Source organism: Porticoccus sp., from assembly GCF_041592135.1.
Taxonomy (GTDB): domain Bacteria; phylum Pseudomonadota; class Gammaproteobacteria; order Pseudomonadales; family Porticoccaceae; genus Porticoccus.
In genome coordinates, this window is record NZ_JBFHQR010000005.1 from 14,890 (window position 1) to 31,992 (window position 17,103).

Below are 17,103 nucleotides of genomic sequence, written 5' to 3' on the forward strand. Positions count from 1 at the left end.
ACTCCCCCCCTGCAGGGTTAAAAGGCGCTGCGGTGCTTGTTCAGCAATGAGTAGATCAGGAATTTGAGATCGGCCAGGCTTTGCCTGGAGGGCGCGGCCGACTGATTCACCACCACCAACAGCAGCGCGTGGCTCAACTCAAGGAACACCTTGGCCAGGCGACCCAGTTCACCCTTGTCTGTGGAAATCTCCATTCGCTGGAACAGGGCGGCCATATGTGTCATCACCAGGGTGTCGTGCTCCACATCCAGTTTGCGCAATTCCGGCACTGCCCACAACGCCTGCACCAACGGCAATAAGCCGCGTCGATTGCGATACACCTCCACCAGTCGGTCCACGGCGCGCTCTACAACCGCTTTCAGGGACAGGTTCTCCACATCCCAGGACGTGATATCACGCAGGGCACTATCCATCTCCTCCAGCCAGGCAACCCCAAGGGCGTACAGTATCGCCTGTTTATTCGGGTAATAATGATAGAGCGTGCCCACCGAAATACCCATTTCACGAGCGACCAGAATGGTCGTCAGCTCATCGAAACCCACTTTGTCCAACAGCGATGCGGTGGTCTCCATAATTTGCTGTCGCCGTTCCAGGGAGCGCTGCTGACTTGGGCGATTACGCGGTGTGAGGGATTTTTGTTGTGATCGTGGCTCAGTCATCGCAATACCTAGAATCTGTCGAGAGTGGAGTAATAGAGCATGCCGGCGACCATCGCCGGCCAGCGCAACAACGTGCCGCCGGGAAATGCACGGGTGGGGAGTGAGGCAAACAGTTCAAATTGTTCACTGCGGCTGCTGATTGCCTCGGCAATTAATTTACCGGCCAGTGTCGCGGTGGGAATCCCGTGCCCCGAATAACCATGGGCGAAGTAGATACGGTTACCCAATCTGCCAAAATGGGGCATCCGATCCAGCGTAATCGCCAGCTTGCCACCCCAGGCATAATCAATAGCTGCTTCAGCAAGCTGAGGGTAGATCCCCAGAATGCGCTTTTTGACGATAGCGGCGATATCCCGGGGCAGGGCAGAACGGTAGCTTTCACCGCCGCCGAATATTAGACGAGTGTCGTCACTGGTACGCCAGTAATTGATGACAAATCGTGAATCCTGCACCGCCTGACGGCCGCGTACCAGCGAGCTGGCCATTTCCTGACCCAGGGGCGCCGTGGCCGCCAGAAAATTGTTGATAGGCATGATGTTGCCGGAAATGCGCGGTTCCAGCTGGCCCAGATAACCGTTGCATCCCAGAACCAGCTGCCTGGCGCGAACACGATAGCCATTGGCCGCATACACCGTCACGCCGCGGGCATCACTTTCATAGCGAGTAACACGGCTGCCTTCATAGAGACGGGCGCCGGCCCTGTGGGCAGCCTTCGCAATCCCCAGCGCATAATTCAGCGGGTGCAGGTGTAATGCATCGGCCTCCTGGAGACCGCCGTGGAAAACCTCAGAACCCAACTCTTCGCACACCTCCTGTCGCGTCAGGAAACGCGATCTGGTGTAGCCATAATGGTCCTGCAGCAATTTGGCATCAGCTTGGAAATGGGCGCTCAGGCGGGCCTTGTGCGCAACGTGGAGAATCCCCGTCTGTAGATCACAATCAATCTGATGGCGCTGCACCAGCGATTTTACCAGTTCTACGGCATCCAGCCCGGCACGCCATAATTGAGCGGCGATGTCGCGCCCATAGAGCTTTTCCAGATCATATTGGGTGCGCCGTTGGCCTGTGCCCACATGGCCACCATTCCTGCCCGATGCCCCCCAGGCAAGGCGATTTGCCTCAAGCAGCGCCACTGCACACCCCGATTCCGCTAAATGCAGCGCACTCGACAGCCCGGTGTAGCCGCCGCCGATAACACAGACATCCACCTCAACATCCGTATTGAGGGCAGGGCAGATTAACCCATCATGACTGGTCGCAGCATAGTAAGACGAGGGGTACTGCCTGTTCTGCCCATAGTGAGTACTCATTTTGACGCGCCTGCAAAACCGAATAATAAATCGAATTAAATTGAATAATAATTCGGTATAAACTAGTATGCAATAAAATTACTCAGAGACTTTTTTATGCAGGCGCAAGAAGAGCTGGCCGCATGGCTGCAGGCCAACAACATCTCGGAAGTGGAGTGTTTGGTGCCGGACATGACAGGCTCGGCAAGGGGCAAATTCATTCCGGCCAACAAGTTCCTGAAGGAGGAGAGCCGCCTTCCGGAAAGTATTCTGGTGCAGACCGTGACCGGCGATTTCAGCAGCCGGTTCTGGGGGGTCTACAGTTCCAGTGACGGCGATATGATTCTCGAACCGGATCTCTCTGCGGTTCGCATGGTCCCCTGGGCAAATGAGCCTACAGCTCAGATCATTCACAACTGCTACGACAAGGAAGGCAATCCCCACCCACTTTCAACCCGCAATGTCCTGAAAAAGGTGCTGGCACTCTACGAGCAAGAGGGCTGGTTTCCCATTGTCGCCCCGGAAGTGGAGTTTTATCTGATTGAGAGAAATCTCGACCCGGATGTGGAACTGAAGCCACCCATGGGCCGTTCAGGCCGACCTGAAACTGCCCGGCAGTCCTACAGTATCGATGCCGCCAACGAGTTCGAGCCGTTTGTGGAGGACATGTACAACTACTGTAATATCATGGAGTTGGATGTGGACACCCTGATTCACGAATCAGGTCCTGCCCAGCTGGAGATCAACTTCCTCCACGGTGATGCGCTGGATCTCGCCGACCAGGTGTTCATCTTCAAGCGCACCATTCGCGAAGTCGCCTTGAAGCACAATATTTACGCCACCTTCATGGCCAAGCCGATGAAAAATGAACCTGGTAGCGCTTTGCACCTGCACCAGAGCATTGTCGACGCCGACGGCAACAATATCTTCTCAACTGCCGAGGGCGATGAGAGTGACAACTTCCGCTGGTATATCGGCGGGCTGCAAAAGTACGCCTATAACGTCATTTCTTTGTTTGCTCCCAACGTCAATTCCTATCGGCGCTTCACCAAAGACGTCTCCGCCCCCATCAACCTCTGTTGGGGTTACGACAACAGGACCGCGGGACTTCGTGTGCCGGATTGCACGCCGGCGTCCCGGCGGGTCGAGAACCGTTTCCCCGGCGCCGATGTCAACCCGTACCTGGCTGTCGCCGCCTCACTGGCCTGTGGCTATCTGGGCATTAAGAACCGCATAGAGCCGACGTCGCCCCATCAGGGAAACGCCTACGATGAAGAGATTACCTTGCCGAGGAGCCTGGAGGAGGGAATACGCGCCCTGGATGAGTGCGACGAAATCAAGGAGGTGTTTGGCGAGCTGTTCGTGATGGCCTACACCGACGTCAAGCTTGAGGAGTTCGAAGCCTTTATTCGCGTCATCAGTTCCTGGGAGCGAGAGTTTCTGTTGCTCTCTGTGTAAGGAATAACATTAAAACAAATCAACAATACGCTGTTATTTAAAGATTTATATTTGCGCGTGCCGGTCAATCTTTAGGCTGGGGGCGAGGGAAGATTGCCTTGTCCTACATCATGGATTGGCCTTTGGTTAGCGATTAAGCTATGAAGATATAAAACGCCAAGAGGGGGGAGAAGGATCATGTCGGAAGAGATGCAACGAACCATTGAGGCACTGGTGGACGGCCAGCGCGGCATTCTGGCCGCCGACGAAAGCAGTGGCACCATCGCCAAGCGTTTTGCCGCCATCGGGGTAGAGTCCACCGAGCAGAACCGTCAAGCATACCGCAGCGCACTGTTGGCGACGCCGGATCTCGGCCAGTACATTGCGGGTGTGATCCTGTTTGAGGAAACCCTCGAGCAATGCGACACGGAGGGAACTGCGCTAACGGCTGTGGCGCAGGCCCAGGGGATTGTGCCCGGCATCAAGGTGGACAAGGGCAAGGGGCCTCTGCCCGGAGCACCGGGGGACATGATTACCTATGGACTCGATGGCCTCGCCGAGCGTTTGACCGACTATAAAGACAAGGGGGCGCGCTTTGCCAAGTGGCGCGAGGTGTATCCGATTTCCCACCACAATCCCACTGCGCTGGGGCTGACGGCCAATGCGGAAATGCTGGCCCGCTATGCGGCGGTTTGCCAATCTGTCGGTATCGTACCCATCGTCGAACCCGAGGTGCTGATAGACGGTGATCACAGTATCGAACGCAGCGCGGCAGTCAACGAGCGGGTATGGCACGCCGTCTTTCACGCCCTCCATCAACACGGTGTTGAACTCGAATACCTGCTGCTAAAACCGAGTATGGTGACACCCGGCAAGTCAGCGCCCAGAGCGCCGGTGGAGCAAGTGGCCGAATGGACCCTGAAAATTCTGCGCCGTACCGTCCCCGCCGCAGTGCCCAGCATTAATTTCCTGTCGGGTGGACAAAGTCCGCAGGAAGCGACAAAAAATCTTAATGCAATCAATGCATTATCTGGACAATCTCCCTGGCAGTTGAGCTTTTCATTCGCACGGGCGCTGCAGGAGCCCGCACTACAGGCCTGGCGGGGCGAAGCTGTCAACACAGGCGCCGCGCAGGCCGTTTTCCTGAAGCGCGCCCGCCTCAATCACTTGGCCATGCTGGGGGAATACCGGGTTGACATGGAGCCTTAAAACTGTTGATGGGCTAAGAGCAGAAAGAGGGCGCGGCAAAGGTGGTATCGGCATTGCTGTGCTAGTGGCTACAGGGCAACTTTCACCGTGCTCGCTTGCGGTCCTTCCTCACCGGATTCCTCGACAAACTGCGCCCGCATCACATCCAGGGCATCAAAATCCGCGTTGACCACACTGTTGCGATGGAAGTAGATATCGCGACCGTCGTCGCTGCCAATACGGCCAAAACCCATCATGGGTTCAATCTCGGTGATCTGGCCGGAGGGATTGGCGCTGTGGCGCTTCACATGCAGGCCGCGGCGGCGGCAGTTCAATTGCCGCCGGGCGGCGTTGAAGGCGTCTCGCACCGCCACATAGGGGTCCTCGTGGGCATGGTGCTGTGTGGTTCACGGCAAACCACGACCTCGCCATCGGGCACAGTAATATCTATTCTCACGTGAAACAGGTTGCCGTGTAGGTGGCGATGGTGGCTTTCCTCGATGACCACATCGCAGTGCATTATCTGGCTTCAGAATTGTTCCAATCCGGCTGCGTGTTCACGAATGTTGTCCTCCAATGCCTTAGACCGCTTCATATGGCGGTAAGTGATCACAGGTAATTTCATCACCAGCCCTCGTTGTTCAGTCACAGCTATAGCCCAGGATATCGAGTCCCTCCTGAAGGTCATCCGGCAGTAGAGGGTGCGCAATCAGATACTCAGCCGTGCGGGCGTTCCAACTGTTGGTTGCTTCAGCTACAGCTTCAGTCCACTCATCTTTCGTGAAATCACCGCGCCCCAGCCACTGCAGAGCGACCACTTCCCACTGCTGGTCGGGCTCCAGATCGTCAATGATGGATTTGAATTCCAGAAAGGTAGAATCGTCCGGATGGCTCGCTAACAGCTGTATCGCCCAGTCGCCACTGGCGTTTTCCTGTTCCTCGGGAAAGGTGACATCTTCCTGGGCTTGAAACCCCCGCGCCAGATTGATCAGGCGACACACCGTTTCGGGATTGACATTCAACATACTCACACCGCCATGACGCTGTGCTGACCTCATTTCAAGGCCCGTACGGGCCTAAATTTCAGGGCCTCTAATCGAAGAATAGCACAAGCTTTAAACTACTTATTTTCGTGAACCATTGTTAGTCATAGGGTGTTTCGACATATTGGACCCTAAACTTTCATAGTGTTCCGATACAGAAAGTACTAAAGTTTTTTACACAAACCCCTAAAGATTCGCAAAAAGGCTAAATCTGATCATCAATAACTACCTGGCGTTATTGAAGTCGTTGTTTTTGGTGGACCAATTACCTGCATGGCATTTCAAACGCATACACGCGTCTGATCAAAACCTCGAAACTGCACTCAGTTGATACCGGTATGGTGTGCGCTGCATTTGAAAGCGCCTGCTGAAACAGCCGTAAGACTTTGGTTTGGCGTTCGAATCCTTTTTCTATAATGAATTGCGCAAGCAGGTGATGTGGGTTGAAGGGCCACTGAACTTCTACCACTACCGCGATAAAGACAAGGTGGAGGTCGATGTGATTTTCGAAAACGCTAGGGGTGATTGTTCTGTGGTTGAGGTCAAGGCAGCGGCAACCTTAAATGTGAAGGACTTTTGCGGCCTGAAACGATTTCAGAGTGTGGCCGACGCTCGCATTAAAATCAGTGTCCTGATTTATGCCTTACCATTGGGAGCGATCTGGTCATGAACAGAAGCTTTACCATAGGCCAGTTGGCCATAGCAGCAGACGTCAACGTCGAGACCATTCGTTACTACGAGCGCCGCGGCTTGGTCGCACAACCGCCTAAACCGGCCGCGGGCTACCGTACCTATTCCAAGGATGCTTTGGCTCGAATTTTATTCATCAAACGCGCACAGGAGTTGGGTTTTACCCTAGAAGAAATCGACAATTTGTTGTCGCTGGGTGACTCGCATTGTGCGGAAGTCCAGGAATTGGCCGAGGGAAAACTGGCTAGTGTGCGGGCAAAAATCAATGACCTGTGCCGTCTGGAGCGAGTGTTGGCGGAGCTGGTGACCCAGTGCCGCATCAATCCTGAAAACGCGGCTTGTCCGATTGTGGAATCCTTGCAGCCTGATTCCGGTCAATCATAAATCGGACTTGACTCCGTACTTGACTACGGCGCTTACACTAACTCCATTGAAATTATCTCGTAGAGCCATGCCATGTCACCAATTGACAAGTTCACTGACACCAATCTGCCCATCATTGGCGGCGTAATGGCGGCTATCGGCGCCAGCTTGTGCTGTGTCGGGCCTTTTGTACTCCTGTCACTGGGTATCAGCGGGGCCTGGATCAGCAGCCTGACGTTACTGGAGCCTTATCGCCCCATATTTATCGCAGTCGTACTGTTATTGTTCGGCTGGGCGGGTTGGCAGGTCTATCGGTCGGTCGAGGCATGCGCACCCGGTACCGCTTGCGCCATACCGCAAATGCGGAAGCGGCGACAGGTTATTTTCTGGATCGCGCTCATTATCGCATTGATCCTTGTTACCAGTAGCTACTGGATTCCCCTGCTTGTTTGACGGTCGGAAATACGGAGGCTCACCATGCAAAAAATCACTCTTGTTCTCGCACTCACTATGGTCAGTGTCTCTGCCTTGGCCAAGCCGCAAATGGTCACCCTGGACCTACCGAGCATGAACTGCGCTATGTGCCCAATCACAGTCAAGAAGGCACTGACCCAGGTAGAAGGGGTGACCAAAGCCGATGTCAGCTATGAACACAAACAAGCCGTGGTGACCTTCGAGGACACTAAAACCAACACCGATAAGTTGGTCGAGGCAACCGCCAATGCTGGTTATCCATCAACCATAATGAAAGTTGAAACACCATGATGCCCAATGTGATTTTACAGTCAGAACTGACCTGTCCCGAATGTGGCCATAAAAAGTTGGAAACCATGCCGACGGATGCCTGCCAGTGGTACTACGAGTGTGAGCAGTGCCATGTCCTGTTGAAACCGAAGGCCGGTGATTGTTGCGTGTATTGTTCCTACGGCTCCGTACCCTGTCCCTCAATTCAGTTCAAGTCAAAAAATAGAGGGGAGAGTGGCTGTTGTGGCAGTTAGTGGTTTTTTCAGTTGATATGCATAGCGCAATGTACAGCGGCGGTTAAACTCGCACACCCTATCAAGCCAATTGCTAGAGCGGCATGCCGGTGCTGGAACTCATGCGCTGTCTTACCGACCGACCTGGGTAAACACCATCACCCGGTGATTACCCAGGTCGGTGGAAAACACAGTGCCGTCGGACGCCACAGCCACGGCGCTGACGTACTCGAACTGGCCCGGCCCTTTGCCGCGTTCGCCGAAGGCCGTCAGAAATTGCCCTCGGTCATCGAATTTTTGCAGCCGGTGATTGTAGAAATCTGTGACAAACAGGTTGCCCACCGGGCCGACGGCCACCGAGGTGACGGTGGCGAACCAACCGGCGAATGGGCCATGTATATTCATGCCCAGCGGGCCTCCCCATTTGCGCAGGAACTCGCCATTGCGGGTGAACATCTGTATGCGGTCGTTGTAACCATCCGCGACAATCAGTCCACCATCTGCAGCAAGCACGACAGCTGTCGGGTAATTGAACTCGCTTGCATGGATACCGATGCTGCCGGTCCTGCCCCATTGCCGGATGAAGCTGCCATCGGCTTTCAGGTACTGAATGCGCTGGTTGTAGAAATCCGCCACATAGAGCGAGCCGTCCGGAGCCACCGCCACGCCCCCAGGAGCATTGAACTGTCCCGGCCCGCTGCCGGATTCACCCATCTGGCGACTAAACTCCCCGGCCAGACTGAACACGCTGATGCGGTCATTCCAGTAGTCGGCCACATAGAGTTCGCCATTGTGGATTGCCAGGTTCATGGGACGTCCCAACTGGCCGGGACCGTCACCCGGCGTGCCGATGCCGCGGCGATATTCACCTAGCTGTGAAAATACCTGGATACGGCCATTACGGGCATCGCTGACGAAGACCTCCCCGTCGCTTACGGCAATGCCCGTTGGATCATGAAACTGTCCAGGGCCATCGCCCAATTCACCCCAGGTGCGGACAAATTGGTAAGGCGGTTCCTGGGCATTCGGCATCCACAGCAACCAGACCAGCAATACCGTAGCAGCGAGCAGACCGGCCAATGACAAGGTTATGCGGGAGAGCCATCGTTTCACGTTGTGAATTTCCCACCTCAAAACTTGATTCGGAAACTGGTGGTCACGATGACTTCGTTTTCCAGCATCGCGCCGTTCAGGTTCTGGGATATTGGCTTCTGCACCAATGCCTCCACCACCCAACGCTTGGTGACGTATTGCAGGCCCGGCGACAGCCAGAGGATATCACCGCCGGAATCGGGATCATCTTGCCCATTGATGTGGTTTTTCCCCTGATGCAGCCAATTGAGTTCCAGCACGCCGTACAGAAAGCCCGGCACGCCACTGGAAAGCTCACGCGGCCACAGTCGCTGCTGCCAGGACAGATCCAGCCGGGTTTCATCACCAAACGCGAAACCATTCGCTGCCCGGTTTTCCCGGTAACTGAGTTGGCCGTCGATCTCGTAGTCCAGCGTTTGCCAAGTGGCCACCACCCCGCCGAAACCGTTCCAGGTACCCGTTCCGTCCTGTAATGAAGGTGGCAATTGTCCCAAGTGATCGGACTTATCATCGTCACCAGTCGGCACAGTCACTCCACCAAACCCGGCCAGCCGAAAGGTGCGACCAGGCGCATCTTCCTGCCAAACGGTATAGCGAGCAAAGCCGGCTAGGTCGCCCAGACCCCGGTTGTCTCGTTCGACGTCCGCGCTCCCGTCCGTCATCTCCAGGGTCTTGTCCATCCAGGGCAGAACGCCGAAAACTGCCAGCTTCGAGTTGACGCCATAACCCAAAACGGATATGGATGCGAAGACGCTCATGTCCCGGCTCATACCGCTGGGATCATCACCGGAGCTCAGCCAGCGTAGTTGCTGGCGGAACACAAATTCATCCTTGGCCACGGGCAAGGCGGTATTAAAGGTGATGGGGGCGCCCATGGCTGTGAACGACAGAAAAGGAGCGGCTATCAGTAATCCGGTGACAATCCATCCCTTTCCGTGAAATCGTTGTCTTCGGTGCCTCATTGTGCTGGCTCCTCTATTTGCTCAAAGGAGCGCAGCGTAAAGCCGGCATTTTTCACCGCCTGCTCCACTAGGGGGCGATCAAGCACCTTACCATCGTCCATAGTGACCACGACCCGACCCTTAGCTATGTCTGTTTCCACTGATTTCACGCCATCGAGTTTCTGCAACTGCTTCTCAATGCCATAGGCGCAAAACGGGCAGGCCAAGCCATCGACGCCAACCTGGTACACGGGGTCTTGCGCCCAAGCACCGACGTAAACCAATGAGGCCGATAAGAACAGCATACGAATAATCTTTATCATATTGCCTCCCGAGTTTTAACGTTCCTGCCAGAAGGTATGGGCGAGAGCGCATAGGTGGCGAACACAACGGCAACAAAAGCGGACCGCCATGTGGCCTTTATCCACGTCACTGCGCGCCTTGCTTTTCTTTCGATACCGCAGATTCAATACATGCTCATCCCGCGCACTGTTGCCACCGCCATGGACACCGTGGTCTGGCCTGAGAGTGTTTCGTCTGGATGCCATTACATGTTCCTGGATGAGGCTATATATTTAATATTAGTCAACGACCTAATTTGACCCAAGTTAACCCGCTTTCACCAAAATCGTCAGGGCCGAATACCTGAGAGACTTACTTACCTTATTAGAACCACTGTCAGGGCGCACGCTGCGGGTCTCGTAAATCAACTGGTGCCGATTCCGCGTGGATCTCAATTCGATACTGGGCTAAGGCGTGAACAGTGAGGAACAGCTGATATGACCTGGCAATCTTCAGAGAGCGACCATTTCACCGAACGGGAAAAGGCTCCGGCCGACAGATGTCGGAGGAAGACCGTGCCTAATTGCGCCATCACTTCGACGAGGCCCTGACGACGGTGATCGCCTTCCAGAACCCGTCGAGCAAATTCAACGCCGCACGGAATGTACCCGCGTGAGGATTTAGCCAAAAGCCGCCGTCGTTATAGCCTACGTTTCAACAATATCGATACAGGTCTATGCCCAAGGTAAAGCGCGATAATCAAAGCTATTATCGAGTCCAACCTTTATCACCTGAAAATAAGGTGAAATATCGAAGTCACGGGGTGCGAACAGACTATGATGCCTGATGCGCATCACCTCTTTGACACAACCAGGACAAAGCGACGAATCGGCCGTCTGCTGCTCGACGATTGGCAAAATGGGGTATCTAATCGACTGGAACGCTTGGGCGATCAGTGTGGAACAGATGGCCCGTGAAGGATCACCTGAACCCAGCGCGATCATCCGCCTTTTATATGACGGAGGGACCGGCGGCGTGGCAATCAGGTAACGGGCCAGATCCCATACATTGCGCAAATCATACTGATGCCCCAGCCGTGCCATGGCATGCTCAATGACCTGTTGGCAGTCTGCGCGGGAAAGTCCCATCGGACGGCAAATCCGGGAGTTTAAGCCGTGAAATTCGTCAATTGAGACCGTGCGCACACCCGCCAGAGTATCGGCTTCAACAAAATAATGATCGGTTGGCAGGGCAAAGCCGTGATCGATGCCCATAAACAAGGCGGCATGTGACCAGGTCGATTGAGTCAGGTATTTGATGGCAGTACTGACACGCCGATTGCCCTCCACCAGCAGTACATCACCCGGGCGCAGCGCCGCCAACAGTTGCTCCGGCGTATGGCTGGGCATGGGGCCATGGTGGTGCGCCTCTTTGTTGAGGTAGCGGGCCAGCAGCTGGCCAATCCCCGCAAGCAGCTTGTCCATTAACGCTTTAGCCTCTTGCTCCGGAAATATAAGCGGCTGTGAGTTCATGCCCGGGGGATTCGAACAGGTGTTGGCAGCGACCAAACTCGATCAGTTTGCCGACCCGCTCAGTCATCCAGAAAAACGCCGCATAGTTAGCGACGCGCCTGGCCTGTGCCAAGTTGTGGGTGACAATCACCACCGTGTAGCGGCCCCGCAGACGCAGTATCAGTTCTTCCACCACGGCAGAGGCCAGGGGGTCGAGAGCACTGCAGGGTTCGTCCATCAGCAGGATTTCAGGTTCCAGCACCAGCGCCCGGGCGATGCAGAGTCGTTGCTGTTGACCGCCGGACAAGGCCAGCGCGGAACTGTCGAGACGATCACTGACTTCGTCCCACAGTCCCACGTCTCTGAGCGCCTGTTCGATTTTCTGGCCACGCAGCTGGCGATCACGCACGCCGTGCTCTTTCAAGGGCAGGTCCAGATTGCGCCAGATCGACAAAGGGAAGGGATTGGGTTTTTGGAAGATCATTCCGACGCGGCGGCGCAGACGCAGTTCGTCAATGGGGTCTCGAAGCAGATCCTGTCCATCAAATTCGATCCGCCCTGATACCTCAGCATGATCATTGAGCTCGATAAGCTTGTTTAAGGTTGAAATAAAGCTGGTTTTTCCACACCCGGACGGCCCAATCAACGCGGTAATACAGCCCTTGTAGATATCGAGAGACACCTGTGACAACACGGTTTTCGTACCATAACGCACCGATAGATCCTGCACTCGCAGATGCGGCTGTGGTACACAACAGGGCGTACCCTCTTCGATGTGACCCAGGGTATAGGGGGGATGGAGTGTTTTCATTAGGCCGCGAGCCTCCGTTTAAACCAGCTGTCCACCAGGCTTTGTGCCAGGGTGTTCAGAACAATAATCAGCACCACCAGTACCAGTGCCGAGGCGTAGGCCGCGCCGTCGCCGCCGGTCACGTTCATGGACAGATCGTAAATATGCACGGCCAGCGCCCGACCGGAATCCAGCAGCGAACCCGGCATCCGATCCACATAACCGCTGGTAAAAATCAAGGCCGCCGTTTCCGCCGTAGCACGGCCGATACCCAGCACCAGGCCGGCAATAATCGCCGGACGCGCTGCCGGTAGCAGGATGTGCCAGATGGCTGCGGTTTGGGTCATCCCCAGCGCCAGCGCGCCACGGCGCCAGTCGTCATTGACCGCGCGTAACCCCGACTCGCAGGTGCGAATAAAGACCGGCAGGATCATACAGGCGAGGGTTAGCCCCCCTGAAAGAATAGAAAACCCCAGCCCCAGGTAAATGCTGAAAAAGGCATTGCCAAACAGACCGTAAACAATGGAGGGAACACCGGCCAGAATGTCGAGGGTCATGCCGGTGTTCCTGGCGGGAAAAGGCGCAAATCGGCTCGGTTTGCCGGTGAACTCGGCAAGCCAGATAGCGACGCCCAGTCCCAGCGGCAATGCGACCAGTAGCGCAATCAGTAGTATCCAGAGAGTGGAAACCAAAATCGAGCCAATGCCCCCAGCGCGCCCGGCGTCGGCAGGCTCTGCAAACAGGAAGTGCCAGGAGAAATGGGCCGTGCCCTCGATGACGACATCCGCCAGCACCCAGAGCATCAGGGATACCACCAGGGCAGCGGAGGCAAACACAAAAGTGGAAAACAGCCGGTCAGCCATGGGATGACACCATCTGGTGGCTGTTCGCGGCACACCTGTTGTTGGCCATGCGTGTAGCCAACCAGACCAAAAGCCAGACCAGCAGCGTCAACAACAAACCCGATGCGAACAGGCTGGCGCGGTGGCCACCCATGGCATAAGCCATTTCCAGAGCGATATTGGCCGTCAATACCCGCACTGGCTCGAATAAGCCAGAAGGGTTCTGCACCACATTACCGGCCACCATCAGCACCGCCATGGTTTCACCAAGCGCTCGGACGGTTGCCAGCATGGCACCACTGAGGATGCCGGATTTTGCCGCAGGCATAATCACCTGCAAGATCTGTGTCTTGCGGCAAAGTCCCAGTGCCGTGGCACCGGCTGTCAGTTCCCTGGGCACTGCCGCCAGTGCCGCCGCGCTGGTCAATGCCACCGTCGGCAGGATCATTAAGGACAGCACCAGGATGGCGGCCAGTAGGCTGGCGCCGGGGGGCTGCCAGCTCGCAATCAGCGGTACCAGGCGGGTCAATCCCCAGAGACCGAACACCACCGATGGCACCCCGGCAAGCAGGTTGAGCAGCAACCGAAACCCCGATGACAGTGCGACAGGTGCATAAAATTGCAGGAAAAGCGCGCACGCCAACCCGACAGGCAGTGCCAGTGCCAGCGCGCCCAGGGTGACAGCCAGTGAGGCCCAGATCATGGGCGCCATGCCAAGCTGGCCTTCCAGTGGGTGCCAGCCATCGGATTGAAACAGGGTGAGCCATGCGCCGTTGCCCTTGTCGGTGAATAGCGGCCAGGATTCCTTGACCAAAAAAGCGATGATCAGGGCCAGCAGGATGGCATTTGCCATGGCTAGTAATCTGAGCACAAGGCTGAGCCTCTGATCGGTGCGATTGATCAGTCTTTTTCCGCGCTCATCCATCATGACTTTATTCATCTTTTCATCATTAACCACGGCATCGCTCATCACTGTTCATCACGGCTTCAGGGTGCAACAAAAAATTGCGCTTCGATCAGATTCCGCACGACAGCGGATTGTGCAAACTGGATGAAATTCCTCGCCAGCCCGGTCGGCTGCCCATTGACCACCAGATTCAACTGGCGCGACAAAGGATAGCCACCACTGGCCACCGCCGCGACGGTGGCCGGTTGACCCGCCATCGACAACAGCTTGATCGGCGTGCCCCGTTGTTCCTCGTATTCGGCGGTGCCGATGGACACGTAGCCAATCGCACCAGGATTGCCTGATACGGTCTTGATGCCCTGCTGGTTATCGCCGATCACCACTTGAGCCTTGATTTGGCTGTTCTTCAGTGCAAAGTGGTGCAGAAACAATTCCAGTGTTGAACGGCCTTCGGCCTTGTTAACCACGGTGATCGGCAAATCTGCACCACCGACCTGCTTCCAATTGCGGATCTTGCCCGTGTAAATATCGATAATTTGATCATCGTTGAGTTTACCTACGGCATTGCTTTTGTGGAGGATGATGCCGATACCATCCATAGCAATCAGAAAGGCAGTGAGGTCTTGTTCTGTGGGTTTCAATGCGCGCGACACCATACCGATATCCGCTAACCCCATGCGGACATCATTAATGCCTCGCGAAGAGCCCCCCATTTGCACGTCGATGCGCACACCGGGATGCTGCTTCTCGTAGCGTTTGGCGATTTCCAGTGCCAGCGGCGCCACCGTGCTCGACCCGGTCAAGGTCAACCGGTCGTCGGCCGCCTGGACTATGGATGCAACAGCCAACGTGCAGAATAATAGTGTTTTTAACAGTGGCCGTATCATGCCGCTCTCCTCAACATGTCATTTGCCTCATGGCATCATAGATGGATGCGCGAGAGTTGCTCGCAGACAAAGTGCCGACCAAGGCTTCCACGCGTGATTTAATCGCCTCAAAACAGCGGGCAAAGGCTTCGCGTTCCTGGTGGATATCATCGGATGAGTCTGCCGGGTCGGGAAACCCCCAGTGGATATGTTCATAGTCACCGGTGAAAGCCGGACAAACTTCCGCAGCAGCGTTGTCACAGACCGTCAGCACCAGATCTAGTGCTGCGGCGTTGGGGCCGGAAAACTCCTCCCAGCTTTTGCTGCAAATGACCATATCCGCAGGCAAGTTCAGTTGGCCGATCTGCTCCAGCGCCAATGGATTCACCTTGCCCGTGGGACGACTGCCGGCGCTGAAGGCCTGGAACAACGGAGCACCGACGGTATTGAGGATCGCCTCGGCCATGATGGAGCGGGCAGAATTGCCGGTGCAGAGCACCAATACCCGCAGGCGCGCTGAAGTCGCCGGTTGTTTGATGGTGCTATTTGTGGCTTCAGTTAACAGCACGCCTTTCCCTCCGTCATTTCTGCTGCCGTGTCAAACGGCATAGCCGAACCACAACCTTCGAACAGGCCGAAATGCTGACTGAAATCGCCGATAAAGGTGAAATGCTCGGCAAAACGCGTTTCTTGCAACATACGCCAGGTATTGCCGCACACAGGGAATACCCGGCCTGTCTCGATGGTGTGATGTTTGTCCAATACGAATTGATGGGAGTTGTTTGGAACCGTACCCTGATAGATCACCGCCTGACCGTAATCTTCACAGGCGCTTTCCAGCCCATCCAGTTTGAATAAGCGGTAAGTCGCCGAGTAAAAACGCAGATTACCGGTCTGGTGAGCCAGCGCCTGATCAGTCACTTCCAGCGGTCTGTCTTCCACCAACCGGGGATCGTTAAAACCTGTGGCGACAGCCAGACGCACAAAGTCATTCCAGTACAGAGCACCACCCAGACATTCGCCATACAACACGGAGTCGTTTCGCACCGCATCGGGCACACGACGGTCCGAGTACACATCCGAGAAATAAAACTCACCACCCGGCTTCAGCAAACGCTGCACACCTCGGAGCACCGCCGCTTTATCCGGAGACAGATTGACAACGCAGTTGGATACAATGACATCGAAAGAGCCGGGCTCCAGATCGAGTTCGTCGAGTTTCTCGATATAACCTTTAATGAACCGAACATTGGCATAGCCGAAGGTGTTGGCGTGCCAATCCTGCTGTGCGGTTGCCACGGCCAGCTGTTCATCGGTCATATCAACACCGACGACTTCACCACTAGGTCCTACGAGTTGCGCCAATGCATAGACATCACGGCCGGAACCGCAGCCCAGATCCAGCACCCGGCAGCCTTCCAGCAAGGAGGGGCAAACCAGCCCGCAACCGTAATAACGCGACAAAACGTCAGGATGAATCCGGCTCAACAGCGGCTTAAGCCAGTTCGGCATTGAACTGGCATCACAGCAGGCGGTAGTTTTCAGATCGGCGGTGCTTTGAAGCTGCTTACCGTAATAGTCTTGCACGACGTCATGCATGTTGATGGACTCCTAATAATATGACTTGAAAGCTGTTGGTGCTGTACCGTTTTTGACGAGTGCCGATACACTTTTTGCCCTGTCGCTCTGACCTTGGGCGAATTGGCGGATGCGCGCGAAATCCAGATGATCGCCATCGTCACGGCCATAGAATGCTTCCCGGATGATCCCGTTACGATCCACCAAGAAGTCCGCTGGCAGGGTGTCCATTCGCCCGCCAATGGTCAGTGGGACATAACCTTTTTTGAATATGGCATAGAGCAGTGCCGGCATGCGTAATAACATGCCCTTGAAAACGCCCAGCCAGGAGTGTTGGATGCGATATTGACGGTGAATAACACCACCTTCGTCGGCCAGAATAGGGAAAGGAGAATCGTGACGCTCTGCGTAGCGCTGTAACTCAGTCACGGACGACTCAAATACCGCGACGAGGGTGAAGTCCGCCGGTAATTCATCCAACCGGTTAACCAGCTGATGCAGCCGCAGGTTACAGAAAGGGCAGGATGCAAAGCGGAAAAACGCCAATAGATAGGGCTTCCCGTCCAGGCTGGACAGTTGCCATGGTTCGCCCTTCAGCGATGGCAATGTGAAGGGAATAATGGATTGACCGGGCCGCAACATTGGCTA

22 protein-coding genes are annotated in these 17,103 nt (G+C 55.4%); 7 read left to right on the forward strand and 15 right to left on the reverse strand.

Going from position 1 to position 17,103, the window contains the following annotated elements:
• Positions 1–17 precede the first annotated feature (17 nt).
• Both ABY948_RS01040 and ABY948_RS01045 read right to left on the reverse strand, forming a co-directional pair.
• Positions 18–659 (reverse strand): TetR/AcrR family transcriptional regulator, encoded by a 642-nt coding sequence (locus ABY948_RS01040; RefSeq protein WP_461480642.1) that lies wholly within the window; start codon positions 657–659, stop codon positions 18–20.
• Positions 660–667: 8 nt separating this feature from the next.
• Positions 668–1,867 (reverse strand): NAD(P)/FAD-dependent oxidoreductase, encoded by a 1,200-nt coding sequence (locus ABY948_RS01045; RefSeq protein ID WP_461480643.1) that lies wholly within the window; start codon positions 1,865–1,867, stop codon positions 668–670.
• A gap of 198 nt (positions 1,868–2,065) precedes the next feature.
• Between ABY948_RS01045 and ABY948_RS01050 the strand changes: the two genes are divergently transcribed.
• Both ABY948_RS01050 and ABY948_RS01055 read left to right on the forward strand, forming a co-directional pair.
• On the forward strand, positions 2,066–3,406 hold the full coding sequence (locus ABY948_RS01050) for a glutamine synthetase family protein (protein WP_461480644.1): 1,341 nt from the start codon (positions 2,066–2,068) through the stop codon (positions 3,404–3,406).
• A gap of 177 nt (positions 3,407–3,583) precedes the next feature.
• Complete coding sequence (locus tag ABY948_RS01055; protein ID WP_461480645.1) at positions 3,584–4,594, forward strand: class I fructose-bisphosphate aldolase; 1,011 nt, start codon at positions 3,584–3,586, stop codon at positions 4,592–4,594.
• Positions 4,595–4,662: 68 nt separating this feature from the next.
• On the opposite strand, the gene ABY948_RS01060 is transcribed toward ABY948_RS01055, so the two are convergent.
• The gene (locus tag ABY948_RS01060; RefSeq protein WP_461480646.1) at positions 4,663–4,947 is read right to left on the reverse strand and encodes a cold-shock protein; all 285 of its coding nucleotides are present in this window, start codon (positions 4,945–4,947) and stop codon (positions 4,663–4,665) included.
• A 267-nt stretch (positions 4,948–5,214) separates the two neighbouring features.
• Complete coding sequence (locus ABY948_RS01065) at positions 5,215–5,598, reverse strand: DUF3775 domain-containing protein (protein ID WP_461480647.1); 384 nt, start codon at positions 5,596–5,598, stop codon at positions 5,215–5,217.
• Between the two features lie 409 nt (positions 5,599–6,007).
• Here ABY948_RS01065 and ABY948_RS01070 point away from each other — a divergent pair, with 409 nt between their 5' ends.
• The 5 genes from ABY948_RS01070 (at position 6,008) to ABY948_RS01090 (ending at position 7,667) form a co-directional block, all read left to right on the forward strand.
• Positions 6,008–6,286, forward strand: a complete 279-nt coding sequence (locus tag ABY948_RS01070) for a DUF4143 domain-containing protein (RefSeq protein WP_461480648.1) — start codon at positions 6,008–6,010, stop codon at positions 6,284–6,286.
• Positions 6,283–6,690 carry an Hg(II)-responsive transcriptional regulator gene (merR, locus tag ABY948_RS01075; protein WP_461480649.1) on the forward strand — a complete coding sequence of 136 codons (408 nt, stop codon included), beginning with the start codon at positions 6,283–6,285 and terminating at the stop codon, positions 6,688–6,690. The genes ABY948_RS01070 and merR overlap by 4 nt, the downstream gene beginning before the upstream one ends.
• Before the next feature lie 72 nt (positions 6,691–6,762).
• The gene (locus ABY948_RS01080; protein ID WP_461480650.1) at positions 6,763–7,122 is read left to right on the forward strand and encodes a mercuric transporter MerT family protein; all 360 of its coding nucleotides are present in this window, start codon (positions 6,763–6,765) and stop codon (positions 7,120–7,122) included.
• Positions 7,123–7,146: 24 nt separating this feature from the next.
• The gene (gene merP, locus ABY948_RS01085) at positions 7,147–7,434 is read left to right on the forward strand and encodes a mercury resistance system periplasmic binding protein MerP (protein ID WP_461480651.1); all 288 of its coding nucleotides are present in this window, start codon (positions 7,147–7,149) and stop codon (positions 7,432–7,434) included.
• A complete protein-coding gene (locus ABY948_RS01090; protein ID WP_461480674.1) occupies positions 7,434–7,667 on the forward strand; it encodes a GDCCVxC domain-containing (seleno)protein in 234 nt (77 codons plus the stop codon). The genes merP and ABY948_RS01090 overlap by 1 nt, the downstream gene beginning before the upstream one ends.
• Positions 7,668–7,778: 111 nt before the next feature.
• On the opposite strand, the gene ABY948_RS01095 is transcribed toward ABY948_RS01090, so the two are convergent.
• From ABY948_RS01095 to ABY948_RS01145, 11 genes are all read right to left on the reverse strand, one after another.
• Entirely contained in the window at positions 7,779–8,759 is a 981-nt protein-coding gene (locus ABY948_RS01095) for an NHL repeat-containing protein (RefSeq protein ID WP_461480652.1), read from the reverse strand.
• Between the two features lie 17 nt (positions 8,760–8,776).
• Positions 8,777–9,613: a transporter family protein gene (locus ABY948_RS01100; protein ID WP_461480653.1), complete on the reverse strand. Its 837-nt coding sequence runs from the start codon at positions 9,611–9,613 to the stop codon at positions 8,777–8,779.
• A gap of 83 nt (positions 9,614–9,696) precedes the next feature.
• Positions 9,697–10,002 carry a heavy-metal-associated domain-containing protein gene (locus ABY948_RS01105; protein WP_461480654.1) on the reverse strand — a complete coding sequence of 102 codons (306 nt, stop codon included), beginning with the start codon at positions 10,000–10,002 and terminating at the stop codon, positions 9,697–9,699.
• 693 nt (positions 10,003–10,695) lie between these two features.
• On the reverse strand, positions 10,696–11,445 hold the full coding sequence (locus ABY948_RS01110; RefSeq protein ID WP_461480655.1) for a YiiX/YebB-like N1pC/P60 family cysteine hydrolase: 750 nt from the start codon (positions 11,443–11,445) through the stop codon (positions 10,696–10,698).
• 7 nt (positions 11,446–11,452) lie between these two features.
• On the reverse strand, positions 11,453–12,187 hold the full coding sequence (locus tag ABY948_RS01115; RefSeq protein WP_461480656.1) for a phosphate ABC transporter ATP-binding protein: 735 nt from the start codon (positions 12,185–12,187) through the stop codon (positions 11,453–11,455).
• Between the two features lie 95 nt (positions 12,188–12,282).
• On the reverse strand, positions 12,283–13,125 hold the full coding sequence (pstA, locus tag ABY948_RS01120; protein ID WP_461480657.1) for a phosphate ABC transporter permease PstA: 843 nt from the start codon (positions 13,123–13,125) through the stop codon (positions 12,283–12,285).
• Positions 13,118–14,044, reverse strand: coding sequence for a phosphate ABC transporter permease subunit PstC (gene pstC, locus ABY948_RS01125; protein ID WP_461480658.1), 927 nt, complete (start codon positions 14,042–14,044; stop codon positions 13,118–13,120). Before pstC ends, pstA begins: the two co-directional genes overlap by 8 nt.
• A 47-nt stretch (positions 14,045–14,091) precedes the next feature.
• Entirely contained in the window at positions 14,092–14,898 is an 807-nt protein-coding gene (locus tag ABY948_RS01130) for a phosphate ABC transporter substrate-binding protein (RefSeq protein WP_461480659.1), read from the reverse strand.
• A gap of 10 nt (positions 14,899–14,908) precedes the next feature.
• Positions 14,909–15,445: an arsenate reductase ArsC gene (locus tag ABY948_RS01135; protein ID WP_461480660.1), complete on the reverse strand. Its 537-nt coding sequence runs from the start codon at positions 15,443–15,445 to the stop codon at positions 14,909–14,911.
• Positions 15,436–16,476 (reverse strand): methyltransferase domain-containing protein, encoded by a 1,041-nt coding sequence (locus ABY948_RS01140; RefSeq protein WP_461480661.1) that lies wholly within the window; start codon positions 16,474–16,476, stop codon positions 15,436–15,438. Before ABY948_RS01140 ends, ABY948_RS01135 begins: the two co-directional genes overlap by 10 nt.
• Before the next feature lie 12 nt (positions 16,477–16,488).
• Entirely contained in the window at positions 16,489–17,097 is a 609-nt protein-coding gene (locus tag ABY948_RS01145) for a peroxiredoxin family protein (RefSeq protein WP_461480662.1), read from the reverse strand.
• Between the last annotated feature and the right edge of the window lie 6 nt (positions 17,098–17,103).

Bases quoted from the DNA above. Each gene is read 5' to 3' on its own strand.
- ABY948_RS01040 (WP_461480642.1), bottom strand. From the start codon at position 659: ATGACTGAGCCACGATCACAACAAAAATCCCTCACACCGCGTAATCGC.
- ABY948_RS01050 (WP_461480644.1), top strand. From the start codon at position 2,066: ATGCAGGCGCAAGAAGAGCTGGCCGCATGGCTGCAGGCCAACAACATC.
- ABY948_RS01055 (WP_461480645.1), top strand. From the start codon at position 3,584: ATGTCGGAAGAGATGCAACGAACCATTGAGGCACTGGTGGACGGCCAG.
- ABY948_RS01065 (WP_461480647.1), bottom strand. From the start codon at position 5,598: ATGTTGAATGTCAATCCCGAAACGGTGTGTCGCCTGATCAATCTGGCG.
- merR (WP_461480649.1), top strand. From the start codon at position 6,283: ATGAACAGAAGCTTTACCATAGGCCAGTTGGCCATAGCAGCAGACGTC.
- ABY948_RS01080 (WP_461480650.1), top strand. From the start codon at position 6,763: ATGTCACCAATTGACAAGTTCACTGACACCAATCTGCCCATCATTGGC.
- merP (WP_461480651.1), top strand. From the start codon at position 7,147: ATGCAAAAAATCACTCTTGTTCTCGCACTCACTATGGTCAGTGTCTCT.
- ABY948_RS01090 (WP_461480674.1), top strand. From the start codon at position 7,434: ATGCCCAATGTGATTTTACAGTCAGAACTGACCTGTCCCGAATGTGGC.
- ABY948_RS01100 (WP_461480653.1), bottom strand. From the start codon at position 9,613: ATGGGCGCCCCCATCACCTTTAATACCGCCTTGCCCGTGGCCAAGGAT.
- ABY948_RS01105 (WP_461480654.1), bottom strand. From the start codon at position 10,002: ATGATAAAGATTATTCGTATGCTGTTCTTATCGGCCTCATTGGTTTAC.
- ABY948_RS01110 (WP_461480655.1), bottom strand. From the start codon at position 11,445: ATGGACAAGCTGCTTGCGGGGATTGGCCAGCTGCTGGCCCGCTACCTC.
- pstA (WP_461480657.1), bottom strand. From the start codon at position 13,125: ATGGCTGACCGGCTGTTTTCCACTTTTGTGTTTGCCTCCGCTGCCCTG.
- pstC (WP_461480658.1), bottom strand. From the start codon at position 14,044: ATGAATAAAGTCATGATGGATGAGCGCGGAAAAAGACTGATCAATCGC.
- ABY948_RS01130 (WP_461480659.1), bottom strand. From the start codon at position 14,898: ATGATACGGCCACTGTTAAAAACACTATTATTCTGCACGTTGGCTGTT.
- ABY948_RS01140 (WP_461480661.1), bottom strand. From the start codon at position 16,476: ATGCATGACGTCGTGCAAGACTATTACGGTAAGCAGCTTCAAAGCACC.
- ABY948_RS01145 (WP_461480662.1), bottom strand. From the start codon at position 17,097: ATGTTGCGGCCCGGTCAATCCATTATTCCCTTCACATTGCCATCGCTG.